Source organism: Pseudomonas sp. GD03842 (assembly GCF_029841165.1).
In the GTDB taxonomy this organism is placed as follows: Bacteria; Pseudomonadota; Gammaproteobacteria; order Pseudomonadales; family Pseudomonadaceae; genus Aquipseudomonas.
In genome coordinates this window covers 56,815-76,364 of record NZ_JAOCEA010000003.1, presented here as the reverse complement: position 1 = coordinate 76,364, position 19,550 = coordinate 56,815, and the positions used below count along the sequence as shown (strand labels likewise).

Annotated in this window: 21 protein-coding genes and 2 tRNA genes; 10 read left to right on the top strand and 13 right to left on the bottom strand. The window is 58.8% G+C overall.

Annotated elements, in window-relative coordinates; all coding sequences use genetic code 11:
- The 9 genes from N5D61_RS05155 to N5D61_RS05115 are packed head-to-tail and all read left to right on the top strand — an operon-like array spanning position 1 to position 9,065.
- Positions 1 to 699: a phage minor tail protein L gene (locus N5D61_RS05155; RefSeq protein ID WP_279891217.1), complete on the top strand. Its 699-nt coding sequence runs from the start codon at positions 1 to 3 to the stop codon at positions 697 to 699.
- Entirely contained in the window at positions 696 to 1,472 is a 777-nt protein-coding gene (locus N5D61_RS05150; RefSeq protein WP_279891216.1) for a Mov34/MPN/PAD-1 family protein, read from the top strand. The genes N5D61_RS05155 and N5D61_RS05150 overlap by 4 nt, the downstream gene beginning before the upstream one ends.
- Positions 1,469 to 2,119 (top strand): tail assembly protein, encoded by a 651-nt coding sequence (locus N5D61_RS05145; RefSeq protein WP_279891214.1) that lies wholly within the window; start codon positions 1,469 to 1,471, stop codon positions 2,117 to 2,119. The genes N5D61_RS05150 and N5D61_RS05145 overlap by 4 nt, the downstream gene beginning before the upstream one ends.
- A 32-nt stretch (positions 2,120 to 2,151) precedes the next feature.
- A complete protein-coding gene (locus tag N5D61_RS05140) occupies positions 2,152 to 2,493 on the top strand; it encodes a hypothetical protein (protein WP_279891212.1) in 342 nt (113 codons plus the stop codon).
- Positions 2,494 to 2,553: 60 nt separating this feature from the next.
- The gene (locus tag N5D61_RS05135) at positions 2,554 to 6,108 is read left to right on the top strand and encodes a phage tail protein (RefSeq protein WP_279891210.1); all 3,555 of its coding nucleotides are present in this window, start codon (positions 2,554 to 2,556) and stop codon (positions 6,106 to 6,108) included.
- A 3-nt stretch (positions 6,109 to 6,111) separates the two neighbouring features.
- A complete protein-coding gene (locus tag N5D61_RS05130; RefSeq protein ID WP_279890688.1) occupies positions 6,112 to 6,438 on the top strand; it encodes a hypothetical protein in 327 nt (108 codons plus the stop codon).
- On the top strand, positions 6,435 to 7,127 hold the full coding sequence (locus N5D61_RS05125; RefSeq protein WP_279891208.1) for a hypothetical protein: 693 nt from the start codon (positions 6,435 to 6,437) through the stop codon (positions 7,125 to 7,127). The genes N5D61_RS05130 and N5D61_RS05125 overlap by 4 nt, the downstream gene beginning before the upstream one ends.
- A gap of 12 nt (positions 7,128 to 7,139) precedes the next feature.
- Entirely contained in the window at positions 7,140 to 8,552 is a 1,413-nt protein-coding gene (locus N5D61_RS05120; RefSeq protein ID WP_279891206.1) for a tail fiber domain-containing protein, read from the top strand.
- A 60-nt stretch (positions 8,553 to 8,612) separates the two neighbouring features.
- Positions 8,613 to 9,065 (top strand): structural protein P5, encoded by a 453-nt coding sequence (locus tag N5D61_RS05115; RefSeq protein ID WP_279891204.1) that lies wholly within the window; start codon positions 8,613 to 8,615, stop codon positions 9,063 to 9,065.
- A gap of 4 nt (positions 9,066 to 9,069) precedes the next feature.
- On the opposite strand, the gene N5D61_RS05110 is transcribed toward N5D61_RS05115, so the two are convergent.
- The 8 genes from N5D61_RS05110 to N5D61_RS05075 form a co-directional block, all read right to left on the bottom strand.
- Complete coding sequence (locus N5D61_RS05110; RefSeq protein WP_279891203.1) at positions 9,070 to 9,525, bottom strand: hypothetical protein; 456 nt, start codon at positions 9,523 to 9,525, stop codon at positions 9,070 to 9,072.
- An 84-nt stretch (positions 9,526 to 9,609) separates the two neighbouring features.
- Positions 9,610 to 9,888 (bottom strand): hypothetical protein, encoded by a 279-nt coding sequence (locus N5D61_RS05105; RefSeq protein ID WP_279891202.1) that lies wholly within the window; start codon positions 9,886 to 9,888, stop codon positions 9,610 to 9,612.
- A 254-nt stretch (positions 9,889 to 10,142) separates the two neighbouring features.
- Positions 10,143 to 10,218: transfer RNA gene (locus N5D61_RS05100), tRNA-Thr, on the bottom strand.
- A gap of 294 nt (positions 10,219 to 10,512) precedes the next feature.
- Positions 10,513 to 11,715 carry a methyltransferase gene (locus N5D61_RS05095; RefSeq protein WP_279891605.1) on the bottom strand — a complete coding sequence of 401 codons (1,203 nt, stop codon included), beginning with the start codon at positions 11,713 to 11,715 and terminating at the stop codon, positions 10,513 to 10,515.
- 97 nt (positions 11,716 to 11,812) lie between these two features.
- Positions 11,813 to 12,502 carry an ABC transporter permease gene (locus N5D61_RS05090; RefSeq protein WP_279891201.1) on the bottom strand — a complete coding sequence of 230 codons (690 nt, stop codon included), beginning with the start codon at positions 12,500 to 12,502 and terminating at the stop codon, positions 11,813 to 11,815.
- The gene (locus tag N5D61_RS05085; RefSeq protein WP_108237548.1) at positions 12,499 to 13,194 is read right to left on the bottom strand and encodes an ABC transporter permease; all 696 of its coding nucleotides are present in this window, start codon (positions 13,192 to 13,194) and stop codon (positions 12,499 to 12,501) included. The genes N5D61_RS05090 and N5D61_RS05085 overlap by 4 nt, the downstream gene beginning before the upstream one ends.
- A 60-nt stretch (positions 13,195 to 13,254) precedes the next feature.
- The gene (locus N5D61_RS05080) at positions 13,255 to 14,013 is read right to left on the bottom strand and encodes an ABC transporter substrate-binding protein (protein ID WP_279891200.1); all 759 of its coding nucleotides are present in this window, start codon (positions 14,011 to 14,013) and stop codon (positions 13,255 to 13,257) included.
- A gap of 13 nt (positions 14,014 to 14,026) precedes the next feature.
- On the bottom strand, positions 14,027 to 14,800 hold the full coding sequence (locus tag N5D61_RS05075) for an ABC transporter ATP-binding protein (protein WP_279891199.1): 774 nt from the start codon (positions 14,798 to 14,800) through the stop codon (positions 14,027 to 14,029).
- A gap of 416 nt (positions 14,801 to 15,216) precedes the next feature.
- On the opposite strand from N5D61_RS05075, the gene gabP reads away from it, so the two are divergent.
- On the top strand, positions 15,217 to 16,608 hold the full coding sequence (gene gabP, locus N5D61_RS05070) for a GABA permease (RefSeq protein WP_279891198.1): 1,392 nt from the start codon (positions 15,217 to 15,219) through the stop codon (positions 16,606 to 16,608).
- A gap of 123 nt (positions 16,609 to 16,731) precedes the next feature.
- On the opposite strand, the gene N5D61_RS05065 is transcribed toward gabP, so the two are convergent.
- The 5 genes from N5D61_RS05065 to mutY form a co-directional block, all read right to left on the bottom strand.
- On the bottom strand, positions 16,732 to 17,283 hold the full coding sequence (locus tag N5D61_RS05065) for a cytochrome b/b6 domain-containing protein (RefSeq protein WP_279891196.1): 552 nt from the start codon (positions 17,281 to 17,283) through the stop codon (positions 16,732 to 16,734).
- 87 nt (positions 17,284 to 17,370) lie between these two features.
- Positions 17,371 to 17,865 (bottom strand): hypothetical protein, encoded by a 495-nt coding sequence (locus N5D61_RS05060; RefSeq protein ID WP_279891194.1) that lies wholly within the window; start codon positions 17,863 to 17,865, stop codon positions 17,371 to 17,373.
- A gap of 147 nt (positions 17,866 to 18,012) precedes the next feature.
- Positions 18,013 to 18,088: transfer RNA gene (locus tag N5D61_RS05055), tRNA-Phe, on the bottom strand.
- A gap of 102 nt (positions 18,089 to 18,190) precedes the next feature.
- Positions 18,191 to 18,463: an oxidative damage protection protein gene (locus tag N5D61_RS05050; protein WP_166594215.1), complete on the bottom strand. Its 273-nt coding sequence runs from the start codon at positions 18,461 to 18,463 to the stop codon at positions 18,191 to 18,193.
- On the bottom strand, positions 18,460 to 19,527 hold the full coding sequence (gene mutY, locus N5D61_RS05045; RefSeq protein WP_279891604.1) for an A/G-specific adenine glycosylase: 1,068 nt from the start codon (positions 19,525 to 19,527) through the stop codon (positions 18,460 to 18,462). Before mutY ends, N5D61_RS05050 begins: the two co-directional genes overlap by 4 nt.
- Positions 19,528 to 19,550: the final 23 nt, after the last annotated feature.

The window sequence follows — 19,550 nt, the reverse complement described above, 5'->3', positions numbered from 1 at the left end:
ATGGGCATTAATGCCGATATCCAGACGCTGGAGCCGGGGGCGCGCGTGGAGCTTTTCGAACTCGACGCAACAGTCGTCGGCGCCGAGCTCTACCGATTCCATGGGTACAACCAGATCGGCTCAATTTGGTGGCAAGGGCTGGAATACTCGCCATGGCCGATCCAGGCGAGCAAGTTCGAGATCACCGGCGATGCCCAGCAGCCGAACCCGTCCCTGCTGGTGGGCAATGTGACTGGCTTCATCAGTGCGCTCTGCTTGGGGTTCGAGGATTTGATCGGGGCGCGACTCACCCGCCGCCGAACGCTGGGCCGCTATCTCGATGCTGTCAATTTCGCCGGCGGCAACTCCGAAGCAGATCCTGACGAGGAGTTTTCCCCAGACGTCTGGTACATCGAGCAGAAGATCGGTGAGGACAAAACCAAGGTGGAATTTTCCCTGGCGTCGGCGATCAGCCTGAACAACAAACAATTGCCCGGGAGGCAAATCGTCGCGAACTGCTGCCAGTGGTTGTCGATCGGTGGATACCGTGGGCCCTACTGCGGGTACACAGGAGGGCCGGTGGCGACCTCGGACGACATCATCACGACGGACGCCGCCAATGATATGTGCAGCGGCACCCTCAAGGGTTGCAAGTTCCGCTACGGAGAGACTGGGCAGCTACGTTTCGGCTCATTTCCGTCGGCAGGGAGGGTGGGATGAAGTTAACCAAATCGACGATTGATAGCATCACTGCGCACGCTGTAGCCTGCTATCCGGCCGAGTCCTGCGGCTTAGTTGTCAGGTCTGGGCGCGCACAAGTTTTCTTCCCTTGCCAAAACGTGGCCGCCTCGAGAAACGAGCATTTCCGGATCGATCCCGCCGAGTATGCAGCAGCCGAGGACCGAGGAACGGTGCTGGCGGTCGTGCATAGCCACCCTGACTACTCGCCCCAGCCAAGCGAGGCCGACCTGGTGGCGTGCGAGGCTAGCGGCCTACCTTGGCACATCATTGAGGTGCGCAAAGATGATGAAGGTCGGATCGCTACGGGAGAACTCGTAAGCTTTGCACCTACAGGCTACCAAGCACCGCTAATCGGTCGTCCTTTCCACCATGGGACGCTCGACTGCTATCAGATGATTGTCGACTACTACCAGCGTGAGCTTGGTATAACTCTCAAGCAATACGGGCGGGAGGATGACTGGTGGAGCAACGGCGGCAATCTGTACATGGAGAACTACGCGGATGCCGGATTCACCTCAGTGAACGACCTGCAGCAGGGCGATGTGATCATCATGCAGGTTCGGTCGCCGGTACCGAATCACGCCGGGATCTACTTGGCCGACGGCATCCTGAAGACCGAGCCGGAACACTATCCGGCGCCCGGCTCAATCTTGCACCACCTCTACGGCCGTGACGGTCGACGGGACGTCTACGGGGCATTTTGGACTGAGGCAACCCGCCTTATTCTACGACACAAGGATCTATTGAAATGAGCGCTGTCAATTACGCTCCGAACGAACGCCTGCGCACGATCAGGCTGTACGGCACCTTGGGCGCCCGCTTTGGACGAGTTCACACATTGGCCGTCAACAGCGCGTCCGAGGCATGCCGCGCGCTGGGTGTGCTGTTCCCTGGCTTCGAGCAGTTCATGGTTGAGTCGAAAGACAAGGGCATGGCGTTCGCGGTGTTTCATGGCAAGCGCAATATCGGAAAGGAAGAGCTCACCGACCCGCCAGGGCGAGCCGAGATTCGTATTGCTCCCGTGATCCAGGGCAGCAAACGTGCTGGTTTGCTGCAGACCGTGGTGGGCGTCGCGATTGTTGCGGCGGCAAGTTTTTTCTCAGGCGGTATTGCAGCGGGGGGAGCGGGCCTATTCGGTACGGTGGGTGCCGGGGCTGCTACTTGGGGAATAGCTGGAGCCGTGGGTTTGTCTTTAGCGCTCGGTGGGGTTTCCCAGATGATCGCCGGAACCCCTAAAGGCTTAGGCAGCCAAGACTCAGCAGATAATCGGCCCAGCTACGGATTCAATGGGCCAGTCAATACCCAGGCACAAGGGAATCCTGTTCCATTGGGTTATGGCCGCATGATCGTGGGAAGCGCGGTTGTAAGCGCGGGGATCTACGCAGAGGATGCTTCCTGATAGAGTTCTATTACTCAACAGGGGATGTGACAATGCGAAATCTGTTAGCCGCTTTGGTTTTCCTAGTCTTGACTGGGTGCGCAAGTTCGTTTGAAGAGCAGCGTGCAGACGGTCCCACAGAAGTGTTCACTTCTGCAAAACCAGTTGACCAGGTGTCGCGATGCGTTTTCTTCAACTGGCAAAAATACACTTGGTATGGCTCGCCCTTGAGCGTTTTGATCCAGCCCAACGAGCACGGGGGCAGCACCGTATCAGCGGGACAAAGTGATTTCTTCGTAGATGTTACTGCAAAGGGATACCGTACCCGGATCGACTATTACGGCAGCGGCATGATCGGTAAAGAGCTCCAGCCATTAGTCAAATCCTGTCTTTGATTTCCATATAAGTTGTCTGAACCCGCTTCGGCGGGTTTTTTTACGCCCGGAGAAAAGTGCATGGGTTCGTTCCAAGAGATCAGCGGTGCCAAGGGCGGCGGCGAAAGCCAGAAGTCGCCAACCGAGACGCCGGACAGCTTGATCAGCATCGCCTATGCAAAAGTGTTAGACGCCATCAGTGAGGGGCCGATTGCAGGTCTGGCCAACGGGAACCAGTCGATTTTCCTCAACAACACACCGCTGGCCAACGCTGATGGCAGCCTGAACTTCACCGGCGTGACGGTCGCGGTCCGCACTGGCGAAGCCGATCAGGACTACATTCCGGGCTTCCCATCGGTCGAAAGTGAAACGGCCGTGGGCGTCGAGTTGAAGTTTGCCACCCCATGGGTGCAGACCATCAGCAACACCGAGCTGTCGGCAGTCCGCGTGCGCCTGGCGGTTCCCTATCTGACCTCTACTGACAGCAAAGGCAACATCAACGGCTTCAAGGTGGACTACGCAATCGACTTGGCCACCGACTCTGGTGCCTATGTCGAGGTGATCAATACGTCGTTCAACGGCAAGACCACCGGCACTTACGAGCGCTCCCATCGCATCGACCTGCCGCCCTCGACTACCGGCTGGCGCGTGCGCGTCAGGCGCCTGACCGCAGACTCGACCACCTCGAACATCCAAAGCACCACCAACATTGCGTCGTATACCGAGATCATCGACGCCAAACTGCGCTACCCCTACACGGCCATGGTCGGCCTGACTGTCGATGCCTCTCAATTCTCGAGCATTCCGTCGCGCGCGTTCGACTGCAAGTTGCGCATCGTTCGGGTGCCCTCGAACTACACGCCAGAAACACGCTCCTACAGCGGCTCATGGGACGGCACTTTCAAGCTAGCGTGGACCGACAATCCAGCTTGGATTTATTACGACCTCATCCTGAACGACCGCTATGGCCTGGGCCAACAGATCACCGCCGCGCAGGTCGACAAGTGGGGCCTTTATCAGATCGCGGGGTATTGCGACGAGCTCGTCTCTGACGGTAAAGGCGGCACAGAACCGCGCTTTACCTGCAACCTTTATCTGCAAACGCGCGCCGATGCGCTCCAGGTGCTTCAGGACCTGGCCAGCATCTTCCGTGGCATGGCGTACTGGGCGGCAGGCTCTGTCGTGGCATCTGCCGATATGCCCAGTGATCCTGTGTACACCTACACCAATGCCAACGTGATAGATGGGCTTTTCACCTACGTTGGAAGTGCCCGCAGCACGCGCTTCTCGGTGGCTCTGGTCAGTTGGAATGACCCCGCGAACTTCTATGAAAAGAAGGTCGAATACGTCAGCGATCAGAAGGCGCTGGGGCGTTACGGTGTGCAGCAAACCGAATTGTCAGCCTTCGGCTGCACGTCGCAGGGCCAAGCCCAGCGCCTCGGGCATTACACGTTGCTGACGAATCTTCTGGAAAACGAAACCGTCAGCTTTTCGGCAGGTCTCGATGGGACCATTGCTCGGCCTGGCCAGATCATCCGCGTGGCCGACGCTGATCGTGCTGGTCGGCGGATTGGTGGTCGTATCAAGGCTGCCACTGCCCGGACTGTCACCCTGGACGCAGACACCACCGTAGCGGTGGGTGATTCCATTACGGTTATCTTGCCGACGGGGGTTGCCCAGACGAAAACCGTTACCGGCTATTCCGACCGCAAAGTGACCGTAGGGAGTTCTTGGACCTCAATCCCGGTCGCCCAGTCCGTTTTTGCGATCGAGACCAATGCCCTCGTCGCGCAGACATACCGTGTGTTGTCCGTCGCTGAAAATTTCAGCGACACGGCGATGAAGTACGACATCACGGCTGTGAAGCACGTCGCAGGTAAATATCCAGCAGTCGATAACGGCGCGCAGATCGTTCAGCTACCGGTCACAGTGATCCCATCGAGCGTTCAGGCGCCGCCGACTAATGTGCGTCTTTCGTCGTTCAGCGCCGTGGACCAAGGGATCGCGAACACCACCATGCGCGCGGAGTGGGATGCCCCAGCCAATGCGGTCTCCTACGATGTTTGGTGGCGTCGCAATAGCAACGATTGGATTTACGCGGGCCGGACTTATTCTGCGAGCATTGAGGTTTCCGGCATTTATGCAGGCACGTATCTGGTGCGCGTGGCCGCGCTGAACTCGCTCAATGCCGCTTCAGTATGGGCTTATAGCGAGCCGACCCAACTCAACGGCAAGGAAGGATTGCCACCGGCCGTGACCTCGCTTGTGGCCACATCACTGCTTTTCGGAATACACCTGAAATGGACTTTCCCACCAGGTGCGGAAGACACTCAGCGGACGGAGATCTGGTACGGCCCGACCACGGATCTGGAAGCCGCGACCAAACTCAGCGATCTGGCCTATCCGCAGTCCGACTACACCATGCAAGGGCTGCTTGCGGGCGTGACGTTCTTCTTCTGGGCACGGCTGGTGGATCGCACAGGCAACATCGGGCCGTGGTACCCGGTCGGCATCGGCGTGATGGGGCAGAGCAGCTCCGAGGCCGGGCCGATGCTCGACATGATCGCCGGGCAAATTGGCGAAACGGAGCTCGGCCAGGACCTGCAGAACAAAATCAACAAGATTGACGACCTGCAGGACCAGATAGACGCTTTGGACGGGCTGAAGGCTTACGACCCAGACGATACCTACACCGACGGCCAAATGGTCATCGTCGATGGCAGGATCTACCAGGCTTCCGGTTCTGTGCCAGTCAATACGCCGCCCCCTGATCCAGCCCATTGGATCGATGTTGGCCAGAGCGTTGAGACGGCCACCGGTCTCGCTCAGGAATTGGAGCAGACCAAAGCCGAAGTCGATGCGCTCGCGGCTGAGGTTACCAGCACGCAGACGCTACGAGCTACCTTCCGGGACGATAACGGCGAGGGTGATCTGGCGGACGCTCTGAAGGGCTGGAGCAGCACCGCGAGCATCGCGGCCGAATCGAAAGTCCGGGCGTCTGAAAATGAGGCAACAGCTCGGCAGTTGGTGGTGGTTACCGCCCAAGTCAACGACAACGTGGCGCAAGTGACTGACCTCAGGCAGTCAGTGGCCACCGACAAGGCCGCTACCGCCACTGCGCTTACCCAGGTCAACGCCCGGGTGGACGACAACACTTCCTCGATTCAGCAGACAGCTACTGCCTACGCAGACACCTCTGGCAAGCTGTCGACGATGTGGTCGGTGAAAATGCAGCTCAACGCCAACGGCCAGTACGTGGCTGCGGGCATTGGGTTGGGCATCGAGAACACCGGCGCCGGGCTGCAAAGCCAGTTCCTTGTCTCGGCGGATCGATTCGCCATCGTGAACACTCTGGCGGGCGGGGCTATGTCTGTTCCATTCGCCGTGCAGGGCGGCCAGGTGTTCCTGAATCAGGCGTACATCCAAGACGGTACCATCACCAACGCGAAGATCGGCAGCTACATCAGTTCGACGAACTATGTGGCAGGCCAGCAGGGTTGGATCTTTAACAAGGACGGGACGCTGGAAATCAACGGCATTGTTCCTGGGCAAGGGCGACTGGTGATCAACGCGCAGAACGTTTCGGTTTACGACGCCAACGGAGTGCTTCGCGTGCGTCTTGGATATCTGGGGTGATCGATGGCCTATGGCATGCGGATATGGGGCGCCGACGGGGCGCTCCAGTTGGATGAAAACTCGTTCACCATGAGGATCGCGGCTTCGTACCTGGTCACCTTCTCCGGCTCAGCCAAGCAATCGCAGGTTTTCTCTGCTGCAGGATGCAACCAGCAGAATGCCGTCGCGGTGATGGTGCCAATCGGCGTCTACAACAGCACGGCCCGTCAGCACAAGGCTGTCCTAAACAATGATGGGACGGTGACCGTGTACAACTACCTGACCGAAAACCCGGCCATCAACAACGTTTCAACGGGAACCATGAGACTTATGGTGGTGAGGTTCAAATGAGCTTCGGGCTTCAATTCATCAACAACAGCGACAGCGTCGTGCTTGATTCCGAGTTTGCCCGGATGTGTGTTATTGCTGCGGGCTCTTTGAACAACAACGGCAGTTCCGATAGAAACTCGACCAACATGTTTGGGCGAACCATCACGACTCAGGAACCACCGTTGATATTCGTCAAACCATCCAACCCGAACAATGGATGGGCTGTCAGCCTGTCCACGTTCATGCCGGTGGGCTCACCGGGGGCGTGGACCGGTTTCCAGATCGTCTCGACCTACGTTCAATCGGCAATTTTTGCTCCAGGCGAATGGTTCGCTTGCCAGTTTGGAAGCGTACCGGCCGCCCAGTATGGGCTGCGTATATGGGACGGCGGCAGCAATCTGCTTTTTGACTCGGCGTCACCGGCCGCGAACTTCACCAGATCTGCGCAGAACTGGGCCTTCGTTAAGATTGAGTCGACGGACACGACTGCTCTGCGGCGCTACTACTCAACGCCTTTCAACTTCGCAAGCGGCGAATTCCAGATGGTCAACCAATTCGGTATGACACTGGTGTCCAACGATAATATCGGCAGAAGTATTTCCTGCTGGTGGGACTGGCCAACAAACACGCTATGGGCGGTAACGATGGGTTTCAGCAATCCAATCGACTTCCAGATCCCCGCTTTATTCGCTAAACGTACAGTCAACTAAGAGAGCCACACTATGCCCTGGTATAAGGCCGGGACGGTTTCTGTCGTCCAAAATTCGAACGCCGTTATCGGCGCAGGCACATCCTTCATCGCAAATGCGCGCGTTGGCGATGGCTTTCGTGGGCCGGACGGTGGCTGGTACGAGGTCACCAACATCGCCAGTGATACTGCGATGTCGATCTCGCCGAACTATCAAGGCGCGACGAACAATGCGGGCAGCTACGCGCTCGCGCCGCTGCAAGGTTACGTCAAGGACTCCGCGGACGCGCTCCGCGCACTGGTCAACCAATTTGGCACCAAGCTGGCTGCCTTGGGCACCACCGGCAACTACGACATCTTGCCAGTGGCGAAGGGTGGTACAGGCGGCAATGACCAAGCTACCGCGAGAGGCGGCCTCGGTTTAGGATCGGTCGCCATCGAGAGCGTTGTTCCCCTGGCCAAAGGTGGCACCGGCGTTTCGGATGGTCGTGCGATTTTTCCCGAGGTTGGTGTTCAGCAAGCAGCTGCTCGGTACAATACTCAAGGCATGTACATGGGGTGGAACTCTTCATCCCAGGGAGAAGGCCATTTCATAGTCAACCGAGGAGGTGGACTCGGCGGATTTAGCTGGCGCTCGGTGAACGCTGGCAACACCGCAACTGGCCCTTCAATGACTTACTCCTACGACGGCCTGCTCACTGTCCCGACCTTGAGCGTGACGAGCGCCCCCATCGCCATTGCCTCTGGCGGCACCGGAGGCAATACCCAGATCGCTGCCCGTAACGCTTTAGGAGTAGGGCCGGCACAGCAAGTACAGTTTGCGGGGTTTGAGCTGAGTGCCGCCGCTCCCTACATCGATTGGCACTACAACAATACTTCCGCTGACTACGACGTCCGACTAATCAATGACGCTGCGGGCACTCTCACTCTAGCAGGTCGCTTTGGCTCGAGTGGCACCTGGTGCAGGACGGGATTTAGCGGAACGCGGGGCGGGACGGTTTACAACTTCAATTGGACCGGCTCAGCAATCGACGCTTACATCGATGCGACATATGTCGGTTCCGTATCCCTGTTCACGTCCGATTATCGAATCAAGAAGTTCATCAAGACACTTTCAGACAAGCGCGAAATGTCTGAAGGGTCGGCACCTTCATTGTTTCTGGACAGAATCGACGCATATCGGATCGTGACGTTTCAGAAGAAGGTATTCGGCGAGGTGTTTAGAGGCGACGGCACAACATATCAAGGTTTGATAGCCCATGAGGTCCAAGCCATAAATCCGCTGGCTGTAAGTGGCGAAAAGGACGGCGTGGATGAAGAGGGTAACCCAGTCATCCAACAACTTGAGCCTATCGCCCTGATCACTGACCTCATGGGCGCAATCAAGGAACTGCGCGCCGAGGTGAATGCCCTTAAAGCTTCTGCCGTTGCACCTGACACCGTCTGATCGCGATCACGCGACCCGGCCCGCCATTGAGCGGGTTTTTTTATGCCTGGAGAAAAGTGAATGCCAACTGTCACCCGTGGGGTACGTTTGAACAACCCTGGCAATATCGACTACAACCCGCGCAACCAGTGGCTGGGCCAGCTCCCGCCAGATCCCTCGATCGAGAAGCGCTTTGCCCGTTTCGACACCGCGGAGAACGGCATCCGCGCGTTAGCCAAGCTTGTGCTGGCGTATCGGGGGAAAGATGGGATGCCAGGCGTGGGCGCACCCGGCATCGACACGGTGCGCGAGGTCATCAACCGGTGGGCCCCGGGAGTCGAGAACGACACTGAGGCTTATATCAAGGCCGTGGCGAACGGCGTGGGTGTTGCGCCGAATCAGCCGATCGAACTGCGCAATTTCCGCACGCTAATCGCCATAACGACCGGAATCATCAAGCATGAGAACGGCGGAGTGCCTTACGCGGCATCGGTGATCGCCGAGGGCGTGCAGCGGGCGTTGAGCGCCGCGTAACCCATCAATCCCAAAGATGCACCCCTTTTTCGACTGGGCTATCAACGAATTCTGACAGCTTGTCAAAAATCTCATTGTCACTGAGAAATAACGGCTCGGATGTTCTGGCAGGGGAGGACCACAGGTTTTTCCTTTCAGCCACCAAAAAAGTGTCACGCCGCCAGAGATTGCCGACCTTCACGCCAAATCTGTTGGCGTCGTGAGCAACGTTGAAAGTCATCTCGTTACCGAACAGCTCAATCGAAAACGAGCCATCATCAAATACCACGTCGTCAACCCTACTCGGCAAGGTTGAGACGGTAACGCCAGGTATGTCCTCAACAATATTACGAAGGTGCGCATGCAACTCTGAAAGATCTTTCTTGAAGCTGTCTAGCAGGTGCTGCCGACGGCTGGCAGTAACTAATTCTTCTTGATTTTTCTCGGTGATTTTTTGAATGAGGCGAGATTTTGCATCCATTACGTGATCTCCAGTGGCTAACCGCTATCATGCTAGCCTTAAGGCAGGAGTTGCGTAAAGCTCGCCAAACTATCTGCTCGTTGATCAGAATGGTGGCAGCTCGCTGCGCGATGCGGCGAGATGGAGCACCTTGTCTTGCAAGTGGCGATTCTGCTCGTATAGCTGCTGGTTGTTCTGGGTCAGGCTGGACATCTCCCCGATCCGCATCACCAGCGACGTCTTAGCCTTGGCAGCAATCTCCCGACGCAGCTGATCGCGTTCATCGGTGACCAGGGTCAGCATGTCGACCAGTCGCGCAACGTTCTGGCGATGGCGCACCACCTCCTCGCGCAATGCTTCATTTTCAATTTCGATGAGCTGCACGCTTTCAGCGTCGTAATCATTGTCTACGGCAATTCCTCATGTACTGTTTGGATATACAGTAATCGAGTATGGCGCATAGATGCCAATCCCGGTGACGAATTGCGGCTGGGGGAAGCAGCGGCGGGTCGGCGGGTCGAGTAATGGCTGTGGATAACCCGAAGGCGGGCGGAGGGCGTTGCAAAGATAATGTACGTTGAATTGTACGTGGGCCGGAAAAACAAAGGGCCCGCATTTCTGCGAGCCCTTGTTTCGTATGGTGCCGGCACCAGGAGTCGAACCCGGGACCTACTGATTACAAGTCAGTTGCTCTACCAACTGAGCTATACCGGCGTGTGGGCGCTGATTATAGGGATTTGGTCTGTCGAGTAAAGCCTTAATTTCAGTTTTTTTGCGTGGCTTATGCCTGACCACGATGATCGTTATTCACAAAGCGGGGTTTTGCAGGCCGATGAGCGGTGGGTTTGTGGAAGCATTCTCATTTGTTCGCAAGCTACTGTTTTTCCGAGCGATTCGCCGCTGCTTAAAAAATGAACAAATTGTGAAATGGCGCGCAGGCTAGGATTTATGTGCGCACAGCGGTAAACCATCAACAGAGTTATCCACAGGGCGCGGTGGGCGAGACGGTTACATCCGCTCGGCGAGGATGAGCAGATTTCTCGGTGTGACCTGGCTCTCGCAGAACGTGCCGATACGGACTTCGTAGTCCCACTGTTGCAGGTACAGGGCGCGGTCGAGGGTGAGCCAGAGTTCGAGGGGGCGGCGGAAGAGGTTGCGCAGCAGTTCGAGGTTGCGCACTTCGGCCAGGCGTTGCCAGCCTGCGGCTTCCAGCGTGTCCCAGTCTTGGTCACCGGGAGCGGGGAGTGCCTTGAGTGCGGCGAGGTCGCGACAGTAGTCGGCGAAGGGTTTTTCCAGCCAGGCGCTGGGCAGGGAGGGGGTCGGCAAATAGTGGTCGATGCCGCGCAGTTGGCGTTGCAGCAGGTCGAAGCCCAAACGACGCGCCATCGAAGCGTCGCGCTGACGGCGGACGCGGGCCCCTGCGGTCACGGTTTCGCTGAGCGGCAGGCCGAGGTCGTCGATGGACAGGGTGAGGGGAGAGGCCAAGCCTTCGGCGGACAGCGGTTGGTAGCGTTCGCCGGCGATGCGGTTGTAGCAGCATGGGGCGATGGCCATCTGTTGGCAGCGGGCGTCGCTGGCCAGTTGCATGAGCCGCACGTGCAAGTCGCCACAGGCATGGAGGGCGACTGGGGTGTGATGCGCGGCAAGGCGGGCGGCGGCGCTGTCGGCCATGACGTCCTGTTGCAAGTGCAAGGCGTTGATGCCGAGCTTGCGGCTGAGCAGACGGCCGGCCTCGACCAAGTGTTCATCGTATTCGAAGCAGGTCAGGGCTTGGCCGTCATGGGCAAGGCGTCTGCCGAGGTGACCTTTACCGGCGCACCAGTCGAGCCAGTGGGTGGGCGTTTGGCGAAAGCTCAAGCGGCTGGCGAAGGCTTCGATCTGTTGCCATTTGCGACCGGGTACGTCGACGCTCACTCGCGATCCGAGGGCGGCGAGGGCGTGGCTGGGGAATGCGTCGACTTCGCTCAGTGCCCGAGATTGCCTCGCAAGCTGTGCGAAAGGGGCGGGGGCGTCCAGGTATTCCGGGTGATTGTGGGCAGCTTCGGCGTCTGCCAACGACCGCTGGCGCAGCCAAGTGGACAGTTCGGGGTGTTGGGCTTCCCACGCTAAGCGGCGCTGGGTGAAGGGTTTTGGTCGCCACAGGTGCTCGTGCTCATGCAGGAAGGCGTCGAGCGCGAGGAAGCGGGGTGTGAGATCGGCGGCGAGCAGCATGGTGTGAGCGGCGGTTTGTGGCGGTGGGGTGAAGCTTACGGGCTTTACCCCGTGAGCGGCAGCCTTGGCGAGCACCGCCACCCCACGAACCTCCCGATCAGGCGCCTTGGTGGGCGTCCACCCGCAGACGCCGCTCCAGCCATTTGAAGCCTTGCACCAGCGCGAACGACATCACCAGGTAAATCATCCCCGCGATGAAGAAGGTCTGTTCCGGCATGTAGGTCCGGGCGTTGATGGTTCGGGCCATGCCGGTGATGTCGAGCAGGGTCACGGTGCTGGCCAGGGCGCTGGCCTTGAGCATCAAGATGACCTCGTTGCTGTAGGCCGGCAGGCCGATGCGCGCGGCGCGGGGCAGGATGATGTAAAGCAGCGCCTTGCCTTTGGACATGCCCAGCGCACGGGCTGCTTCGATTTCTCCGGGCGGCACGGCCTGAATCGCGCCGCGCAGGATTTCGGCAATGTAGGCCGTGGTGTGCAGCGTCATGGTCAGCGCTGCGCAGAAGAACGGCTCGCGCAGGTAAGGCCACAGCATGCTTTGCGTGACCGCTTGAAACTGCGCCAGCCCGTAATAGACGAGGAACAGTTGCACCAAGAGCGGCGTGCCGCGAAAGAAGAAGATGTAGGCGAAGGGCAGGGCGCGCACGTAAGGGTGACGCGAGGCGCGCGCGATGCCCAGCGGAACTGCCAGGATCAGCCCACATACAACGGCGATCGCCACCAGCTCCAGTGTCAGGGCCGCGCCTTGTAGCAACTTGGGCAGCCATTTGAGGACGAATTCCCAACTCATGCTGCGCGCCTCACGAAACCGACCGCTGCCCGTCGCTCCAGCCATGCCAGGCCCAGCATCGACACGGCGGTCATGCCCAGGTACATGAACGCTGCAACCATATAAAAGGTGAACGGCTGCCGGGTGGTGGTGACGGCGATCTGCGCGTGGCGCATGACTTCTTCCAGGCCGATGACGGAGACCAGCGCGGTGTCCTTCATCAGAATCATGAACAGGTTGCCCAGCCCCGGCAGGGCGATGCGCCACATCTGCGGCATGACCAGCTTGATGAAGATGCGCGGGCCCGAGAGCCCCAGCGCCAGCCCGGCTTCACGATGGCCTTTGGGGATGGCCAGCATGGCGCCGCGAAACACCTCCGTGGCGTACGCGCCGAAGCACAGGCCCAAGGCAATCACGCCTGCGGCGAAGGCGCTGAGGGACAGGTTGGGAATGCCGAACACATGGCCGATGGCGCGCATTGCGTTGACCGTGCCGAAGTAGATCAGCAACACCCAAAGCAATTCAGGGATGCCGCGCACCAACGTCGAGTAGCTGCTGCCGAGCCAGCGCAGGGCCCGATTGGACGAGGTTTTGGCCAATGCGCCCAGCAGGCCGAGCACTAAACCCAGGCACAGCGCCGACAGCGCGAGTTGAATGGTCATCAGCACACCGGCCGCAAGGGCGGGGCCGAATCCTTGGAGATCGAGGTTCATTGTGTTGTTTCGTTAGGCAGCGGCCCCGCCGTGAGAGGCATGGCGGGGCGGCCTGGGCAGTCAGAGGATGCTGAAAGGGAAGTACTTGTCGTTGATTTTTTTGTAGGTGCCGTCTTCGATGATTTCTTTCAGCGCGGTGTTCAAGCGCTCGCGCAGCGGATCACCCTGGCGGACGGCAATGCCGATCTTGTCCTCGCCGAACATGGGTTCGCCCTTGAATTCGAAGTTTTTCCCCGCATCGCTTTTCAGCCATTCGTAGCTGGCGTACTTGTCGCCAAGTAAGGCATCCACTCGGCCGGAAGCCAGGTCAAGGAAGGCGTTTTCCTGCGAGTCGTAGAGCTTGATCGTGACATCGTCGCCCCAGTTGTCTTCCAGCCAAGTGCCAGACAGGGTTGCCCGTTGTGCACCGATGGTCTTGCCTTTCAGCGCTTCCTTTATGGCGTCGTTGTTGGCGCCGAGATTACTGGCCTTGGGCGCGATGAACTGCAACTTGTTCGAATAGTAAGGGTTGGTGAAGTCGACGGCTTGCTTGCGCTCTTCGGTGATGGACATCGAGGAGACGATGAAGTCGAACTTCTGTGCGTTCAGGGCCGGGATAATGCCGTCCCAATCGGAAGTGACCACTTCGCAGGTGACTTTCATCTTGGCACACAAGGCATTGCCGATTTCAACGTCAAAGCCCACCACTTGGCCGCTGGCGTCCTTGTTGTTGAACGGCGGGTACGCGCCTTCGATGCCCATCTTGAGGGTTTCGGCAGCAAAAGCGCTGGAGGTCGCCAACAGAAGCGCGGCCGCCAGGAAGGATTTCAGGGTCTGCATCGATATTGCTCCGTTAGCGATTGCTGGACATGAATTGTTTGCAGCGCGCCGACTGCGGGTCGTCAAAAACCTGCTGGGGCGAACCTTGCTCCTCCACTCGCCCCTGATGCAGGAACACCACCTCGCTGGACACCTGCCGGGCGAACTTCATTTCATGCGTGACCATCAGCATGGTCCGGCCTTCTTCGGCCAAGCCGCGGATCACGCCAAGCACTTCCTGCACCATCTCCGGGTCGAGCGCAGAGGTCGGCTCGTCGAACAGAATGACTTTAGGCTGCATTGCCAGTGTGCGGGCGATGGCCACGCGCTGCTGCTGACCGCCGGACAACTGGTTCGGGTAGGCATGGCGCTTGTCAGCCATGCCCACTTTGGCCAGCAATCCTTCCGCGACATCAGAGGCCTCGGCCCTGCTCTGGCCCAACACCCGGCGTGGCGCTTCGATGATGTTGTCCAGAACGGTCATGTGGGGCCACAGGTTGAAGTTCTGGAAAACGAAACCGATCTCGCTGCGCAGGCGATTGATCTGACGATGGTCAGCGGCAATCAGTTCACCGCTGCGCGAGGCTTTGAGTTTGAGGGCTTCACCGGCGACGAGGATTTCACCGTTGTGCGGGTTTTCCAGCAGATTGATGCAGCGCAACAAGGTGGATTTGCCTGAACCCGACGAGCCGAGAATCGAGATGACGTCGCCGTCGCGTGCGGTCAGGGAGACGCCCTTGAGGACTTCCAGCGCTCCATAGCGTTTATGCAGGTTGCGAATTTCGAGGGCGGGCGCGGCATGAGCCATGTCGGGTCCTTACAGTTTCAATGCTGTTCACGCACGTTGAGCGGTGTGGCCGTGCGCAAAAAGGGCGCGATGGTGCCAGCTTTAAACGCCGTGTGGAAGGCTATTTCGGCCAGCACGGCGATGGAAGGTCGGATCTGTGCGCTTATTTGGTGCCTTCTGTCGCCTCCTGTGTATTTTCGGTGCGACAAAACGTCTCTATCCTGTAGCACTCGGTAACACTCTCTTCAGAAATGTCGAAAGGCCATTTCTCTCAAGCACTTACCGAAAGCCCCTGCAGCGGGCATATCCACGCGCGACGTCGCTTTTGAGCTGTATTGGCGTAGTTCTTGCGTAAAAAATAAATAACAGGGCTGTTGCGATCTTTTTACGCGGGTCGCAAACCGCCCTGATCCGTACAAATTTTAAAGGTTGCTTACATGAGCACTACCCGAAATTCTTCAAACCTCGATCAGGGGCTCAAACCGCGCCATATCACCATGCTGTCCATCGCGGGCGTAATTGGCGCGGGTCTGTTCGTCGGTTCCGGACATGCCATCGCCGAAGCGGGCCCAGCGGTTTTGCTGGCCTACGCCGCAGCCGGCACGCTCGTGGTACTGGTCATGCGCATGTTGGCCGAGATGGCAGTGGCGTCGCCGGACACCGGCTCGTTCTCAACCTATGCCGACCGCGCGATCGGCCACTGGGCCGGTTTCACGATCGGCTGGCTGTACTGGTGGTTCTGGGTACTGGTGATTCCATTGGAAGCCAACGCCGCCGCGACGATTCTTCATGCCTGGTTCCCGAACGTCGCGATCTGGGCATTCACATTGGTGATCACGCTGGTACTGACCGCCACCAACTTGTTCAGCGTCAAGAACTACGGAGAATTCGAGTTCTGGTTCGCACTGATCAAAGTCCTGGCGATTATCGGCTTCGTGATCTTGGGCGTGGCCGCCGTATTCGGCCTGCTGCCGAACAGCCAGGTCAGCGGCGTCAGCCACTTGTTCGACACCCAAGGCTTCATGCCCAACGGAATGGGCGCCGTGCTGGCTGCCATGCTGACGACCATGTTTTCGTTCATGGGCACCGAAATCGTCACCATCGCTGCGGCTGAGTCGAAAAACCCCGGCGAGCAAATCACCAAAGCCACCAACTCGGTGATCTGGCGGATCTGCCTGTTCTACCTGGTGTCGATTTTCCTGGTCGTCGCGCTGGTGCCTTGGAATGACAGTCGCCTGGCGCAGGTGGGTTCTTACCAGACCGTGCTCGACCTGATGGGCATTCCGAATGCCAAGCTGATCGTCGACCTCGTGGTGTTGGTGGCGGTCACGAGTTGCCTCAACTCGGCGCTTTACACCGCCTCGCGCATGCTCTTTTCCCTTGGCAAGCGTGGCGATGCCCCGGCCGTTTCGCAGCGCACCAGCAAGGCGGGTACGCCTTACTGGGCCGTTCTGCTTTCCACAGCCGCGGCGTTCGCCGCCGTGTTCGCCAACTACGTCGCCCCTGCCGCGGTGTTCGACTTCCTTCTTGCCAGCTCCGGCGCCATTGCGCTGCTGGTGTACCTGGTGATCGCCGTTTCGCAACTGCGCATGCGTCGCAAGCGTGAAGCCGAGGGCCAGGCCATCGCATTCCGGATGTGGCTGTTTCCGGGGCTGACTTGGTTGGTGATCGTTTTCATCGTCGCGGTCCTGACGGTCATGCTGTTTCAGGAAGCGCATCGCATGGAAATCATCGCGACGGGGCTGCTCAGCATCCTGGTGGTCGCTGCAGGCCTGATCGTGTCGAATCGTCGCAAGGCGGTGAAGGCAGGCAAGGTAGTGCTCAATTGAGCTGATTGAGCGGGCGTTGCCTGAGCAGAAAGAGCGGCTGCCTTCAGCATGAAGGTGGCCGTTTTTTTTGAGGCACCGTTCTCTGGATAGGCGAATAGCAGGTCAAGGAGGCGCGGTGCCTTGTTATCGGCTCAAACGCATTCTGTCGAGAACCGGTTTGCCGCGCAGTTGATGCAGCACCACTGCTCCCAAATGCAACGCCACAAGTCCCGCGAGAATCGCGCACAGCACGTGATGCAGTTCGTGCAGCTCCAGGAGCGCTATCTTCGAATGGATCAACTGGGGCAAAGGCACGAGGTCCAGCAGCAACACAGGGTGGCTCATCATCAACACGCCAGTGATCAGTACGCCGGTCACCGCTGCGTAGATCGCCGTATGGGCAACGCTGGCGAGGCGTTCCTGTGTCGTGGTGCGCCGTTGCGCCGGGCTTGCCTTGATGGCCAGCCACAAGCGCCAGGCGAAGAAGGGGATGAACAGGCTGGTGATCTGTGGATTGAACGACTCGACCCATTGCCGAAACGGATCGGTGGGGGCCAGCAGCACGACGCCGAAGCCGCTGAACGTGGCCCACAGAATAATCGCCGCCGACAGCCAGTGCAGGAAAATTCGGGGCTTGGTGTAGGTGCCCGCTCTATCGAAAGCCGGAATGGATGAGGGGGAACGAGGGAGTTTCACAACGGTAGCCTTAGTGAGAAGGAATTGCATTCTCGTGATGGCGCAAAGCTACCGTCTTGATTGGGGTCATGTAAATCAAAAAACGGCTTAAAAGCGACGGCTGCCGTCTCGCGCGTTCTTGCGCTCCAGGATTTGCGAGGCCTCGCCGTAGGCTTTCTGAAAGGTCTCGCTGCCAATCCATTCCACGGCGGTGTCTTCGTCTTCGTCGTGAAAAATGCCGCGGTAGGTGATCAGCAGCCCCATCATGAAGTCGGTGGCCGGTTCCTCGTCTTCCTCGGCGATGACCAGTTCCAGCACCGGGTACTGCAGGAACACGACGCACATCGCCAGCAGGCTGATGTCTTCGGCTTTCTTCATGGCTTCGAACAGGTCGTCGAAATCCGCAGGGTCGAAGCCATTTTCTTCGATGTCCTTGAAGTCGAAGGTGCTCAGGTCAATGGCTACGTCATCGAAGGGTTCGTCGACGAAGGCATGATTCAGCACCGGATGCACGACGTTCTGTTTGCCCTTGCCGGAACGGTTTTGCTTGGCCTTGGCTTTGGCGCGCTGGGCACGTTTTTGCTGTTTGTCTGCGGAGGCCATGCAAGTGGGTCCTTTGGTGGGCAAGGGAGGCGGGCTATGAAAACCCAAGCCGGTCGATTTGCCAAGCTGGGGCCGGAAGAGTTGGCCGAGAATTGCGCCCAATAAAAAACCCCTGAATCTTTCGATGCAGGGGTTTTTCGGTATTAGTGGTGCCCAGAGACGGAATCGAACCGCCGACACGGGGATTTTCAATCCCCTGCTCTACCGACTGAGCTATCTGGGCAACGGGGCGCATTAGACGTGTTTTTCCGGAGGGCGTCAAGCGTGTCGTTGAAAAAAATTTGAATTATTTCCTCCGCTTACGATGGATGCCGCCCGCGCGGGGTCATTCGGAAGGAGGAACGTAGCCTTCGGCCTTGGCGTATTCCTCTCCAGAGAGGTACTTGTCCATTTCGGTTTGAAGGAATTTGCGGTCTTCGGCGTTCATCATGTTCAGGCGGCGCTCGTTGATCAGCAGCGTCTGGTGTTTCTGCCAATCGGCCCAGGCCTTCTGAGAGACGTGGTTGTAGATGTCTTCACCTTTGGCCCCAGGGTAGGGCGGGCGCTCCAGGCCAGGCAGTTCTTCTTTGTATTTGCGGCACATTACGGTGCGGGTCATGACGGTTCTCCTGCATTCAATACGTCGGCTGCGTGTTTCAGCAGTTTCTTCACCGGGGCGGCGAGGCCCAGGCGCGGCGGGGTGGCGAGGTTATACCAGAGCCAGTCGTCCTCGGCCACGTGATGAGCGGACTCTTCGACGCGGACCAGCCAGGGCTCGATGGTGAGCTGAAAATGGCTGAAGGTATGAACCAGCCCGGGTAGGGCCTGCGGGGCGCCCATCTCCAGCGCGTGTTGATCGGCGAGGTGTTGCATGTCGTCGATCTCGTCCAGTTGCGGCAAGCTCCACAGTCCACCCCACAGGCCGGTCGATGGGCGGCGGTACAACAGAATTTCGCCTTCGCGGTTGGCGAAGATCGGCATCAGTGTGCGTTTCTGCGGAACCGCCTTGCGTGGCTTGGGAACGGGATAGCGTGTCTCAAGGCCAAGCATGTGGGCTTCACAGCCGCGCTCCAGCGGGCAAAGCAGGCAACTGGGTTTGCTGCGTGTGCAGAGGGTGGCGCCGAGGTCCATCATGGCCTGAGTGTAGTGGTTGACGCGGGCGTGGGGCGTGAAGCGCTCCGCGGTTGCCCACATCTGCCGGGCCACTTTCGGATCGCCCGGGTAGCCCTCTTGCGCGGTGAAGCGCGCCAGCACCCGTTTGACGTTGCCGTCCAGAATCGGGGCGCGCAGGCCCATGCTGATGCTGGCGATCGCCCCGGCGGTGGACTGCCCGATACCCGGCAACGCGGTGAGCTTTTCTACGTCACGCGGGAATTCTCCGCCGTGCTCGGCGACGATAATTTTCGCCGCCTTTTGCAGATTGCGGGCGCGGGTGTAGTAGCCCAGCCCGGTCCACAAGTGCAGCACCTCATCTTCCGGTGCTTCGGCCAGCGCTTGAACCGTGGGCAAAGCGTCCATGAAGCGGTCGAAGTAGCCGAGGACGGTGCTGACCTGCGTCTGTTGCAGCATGATTTCCGATACCCAGACGCGGTATGGCGTGATGTCGTGTTGCCAGGGAAGGTCATGGCGGCCGTGACGGTCGTACCAGTCAAGAACGGCGGAGGAGAACTGCTCGGGTTGCATCATGGTTCCGGTGTTCAGGGAAT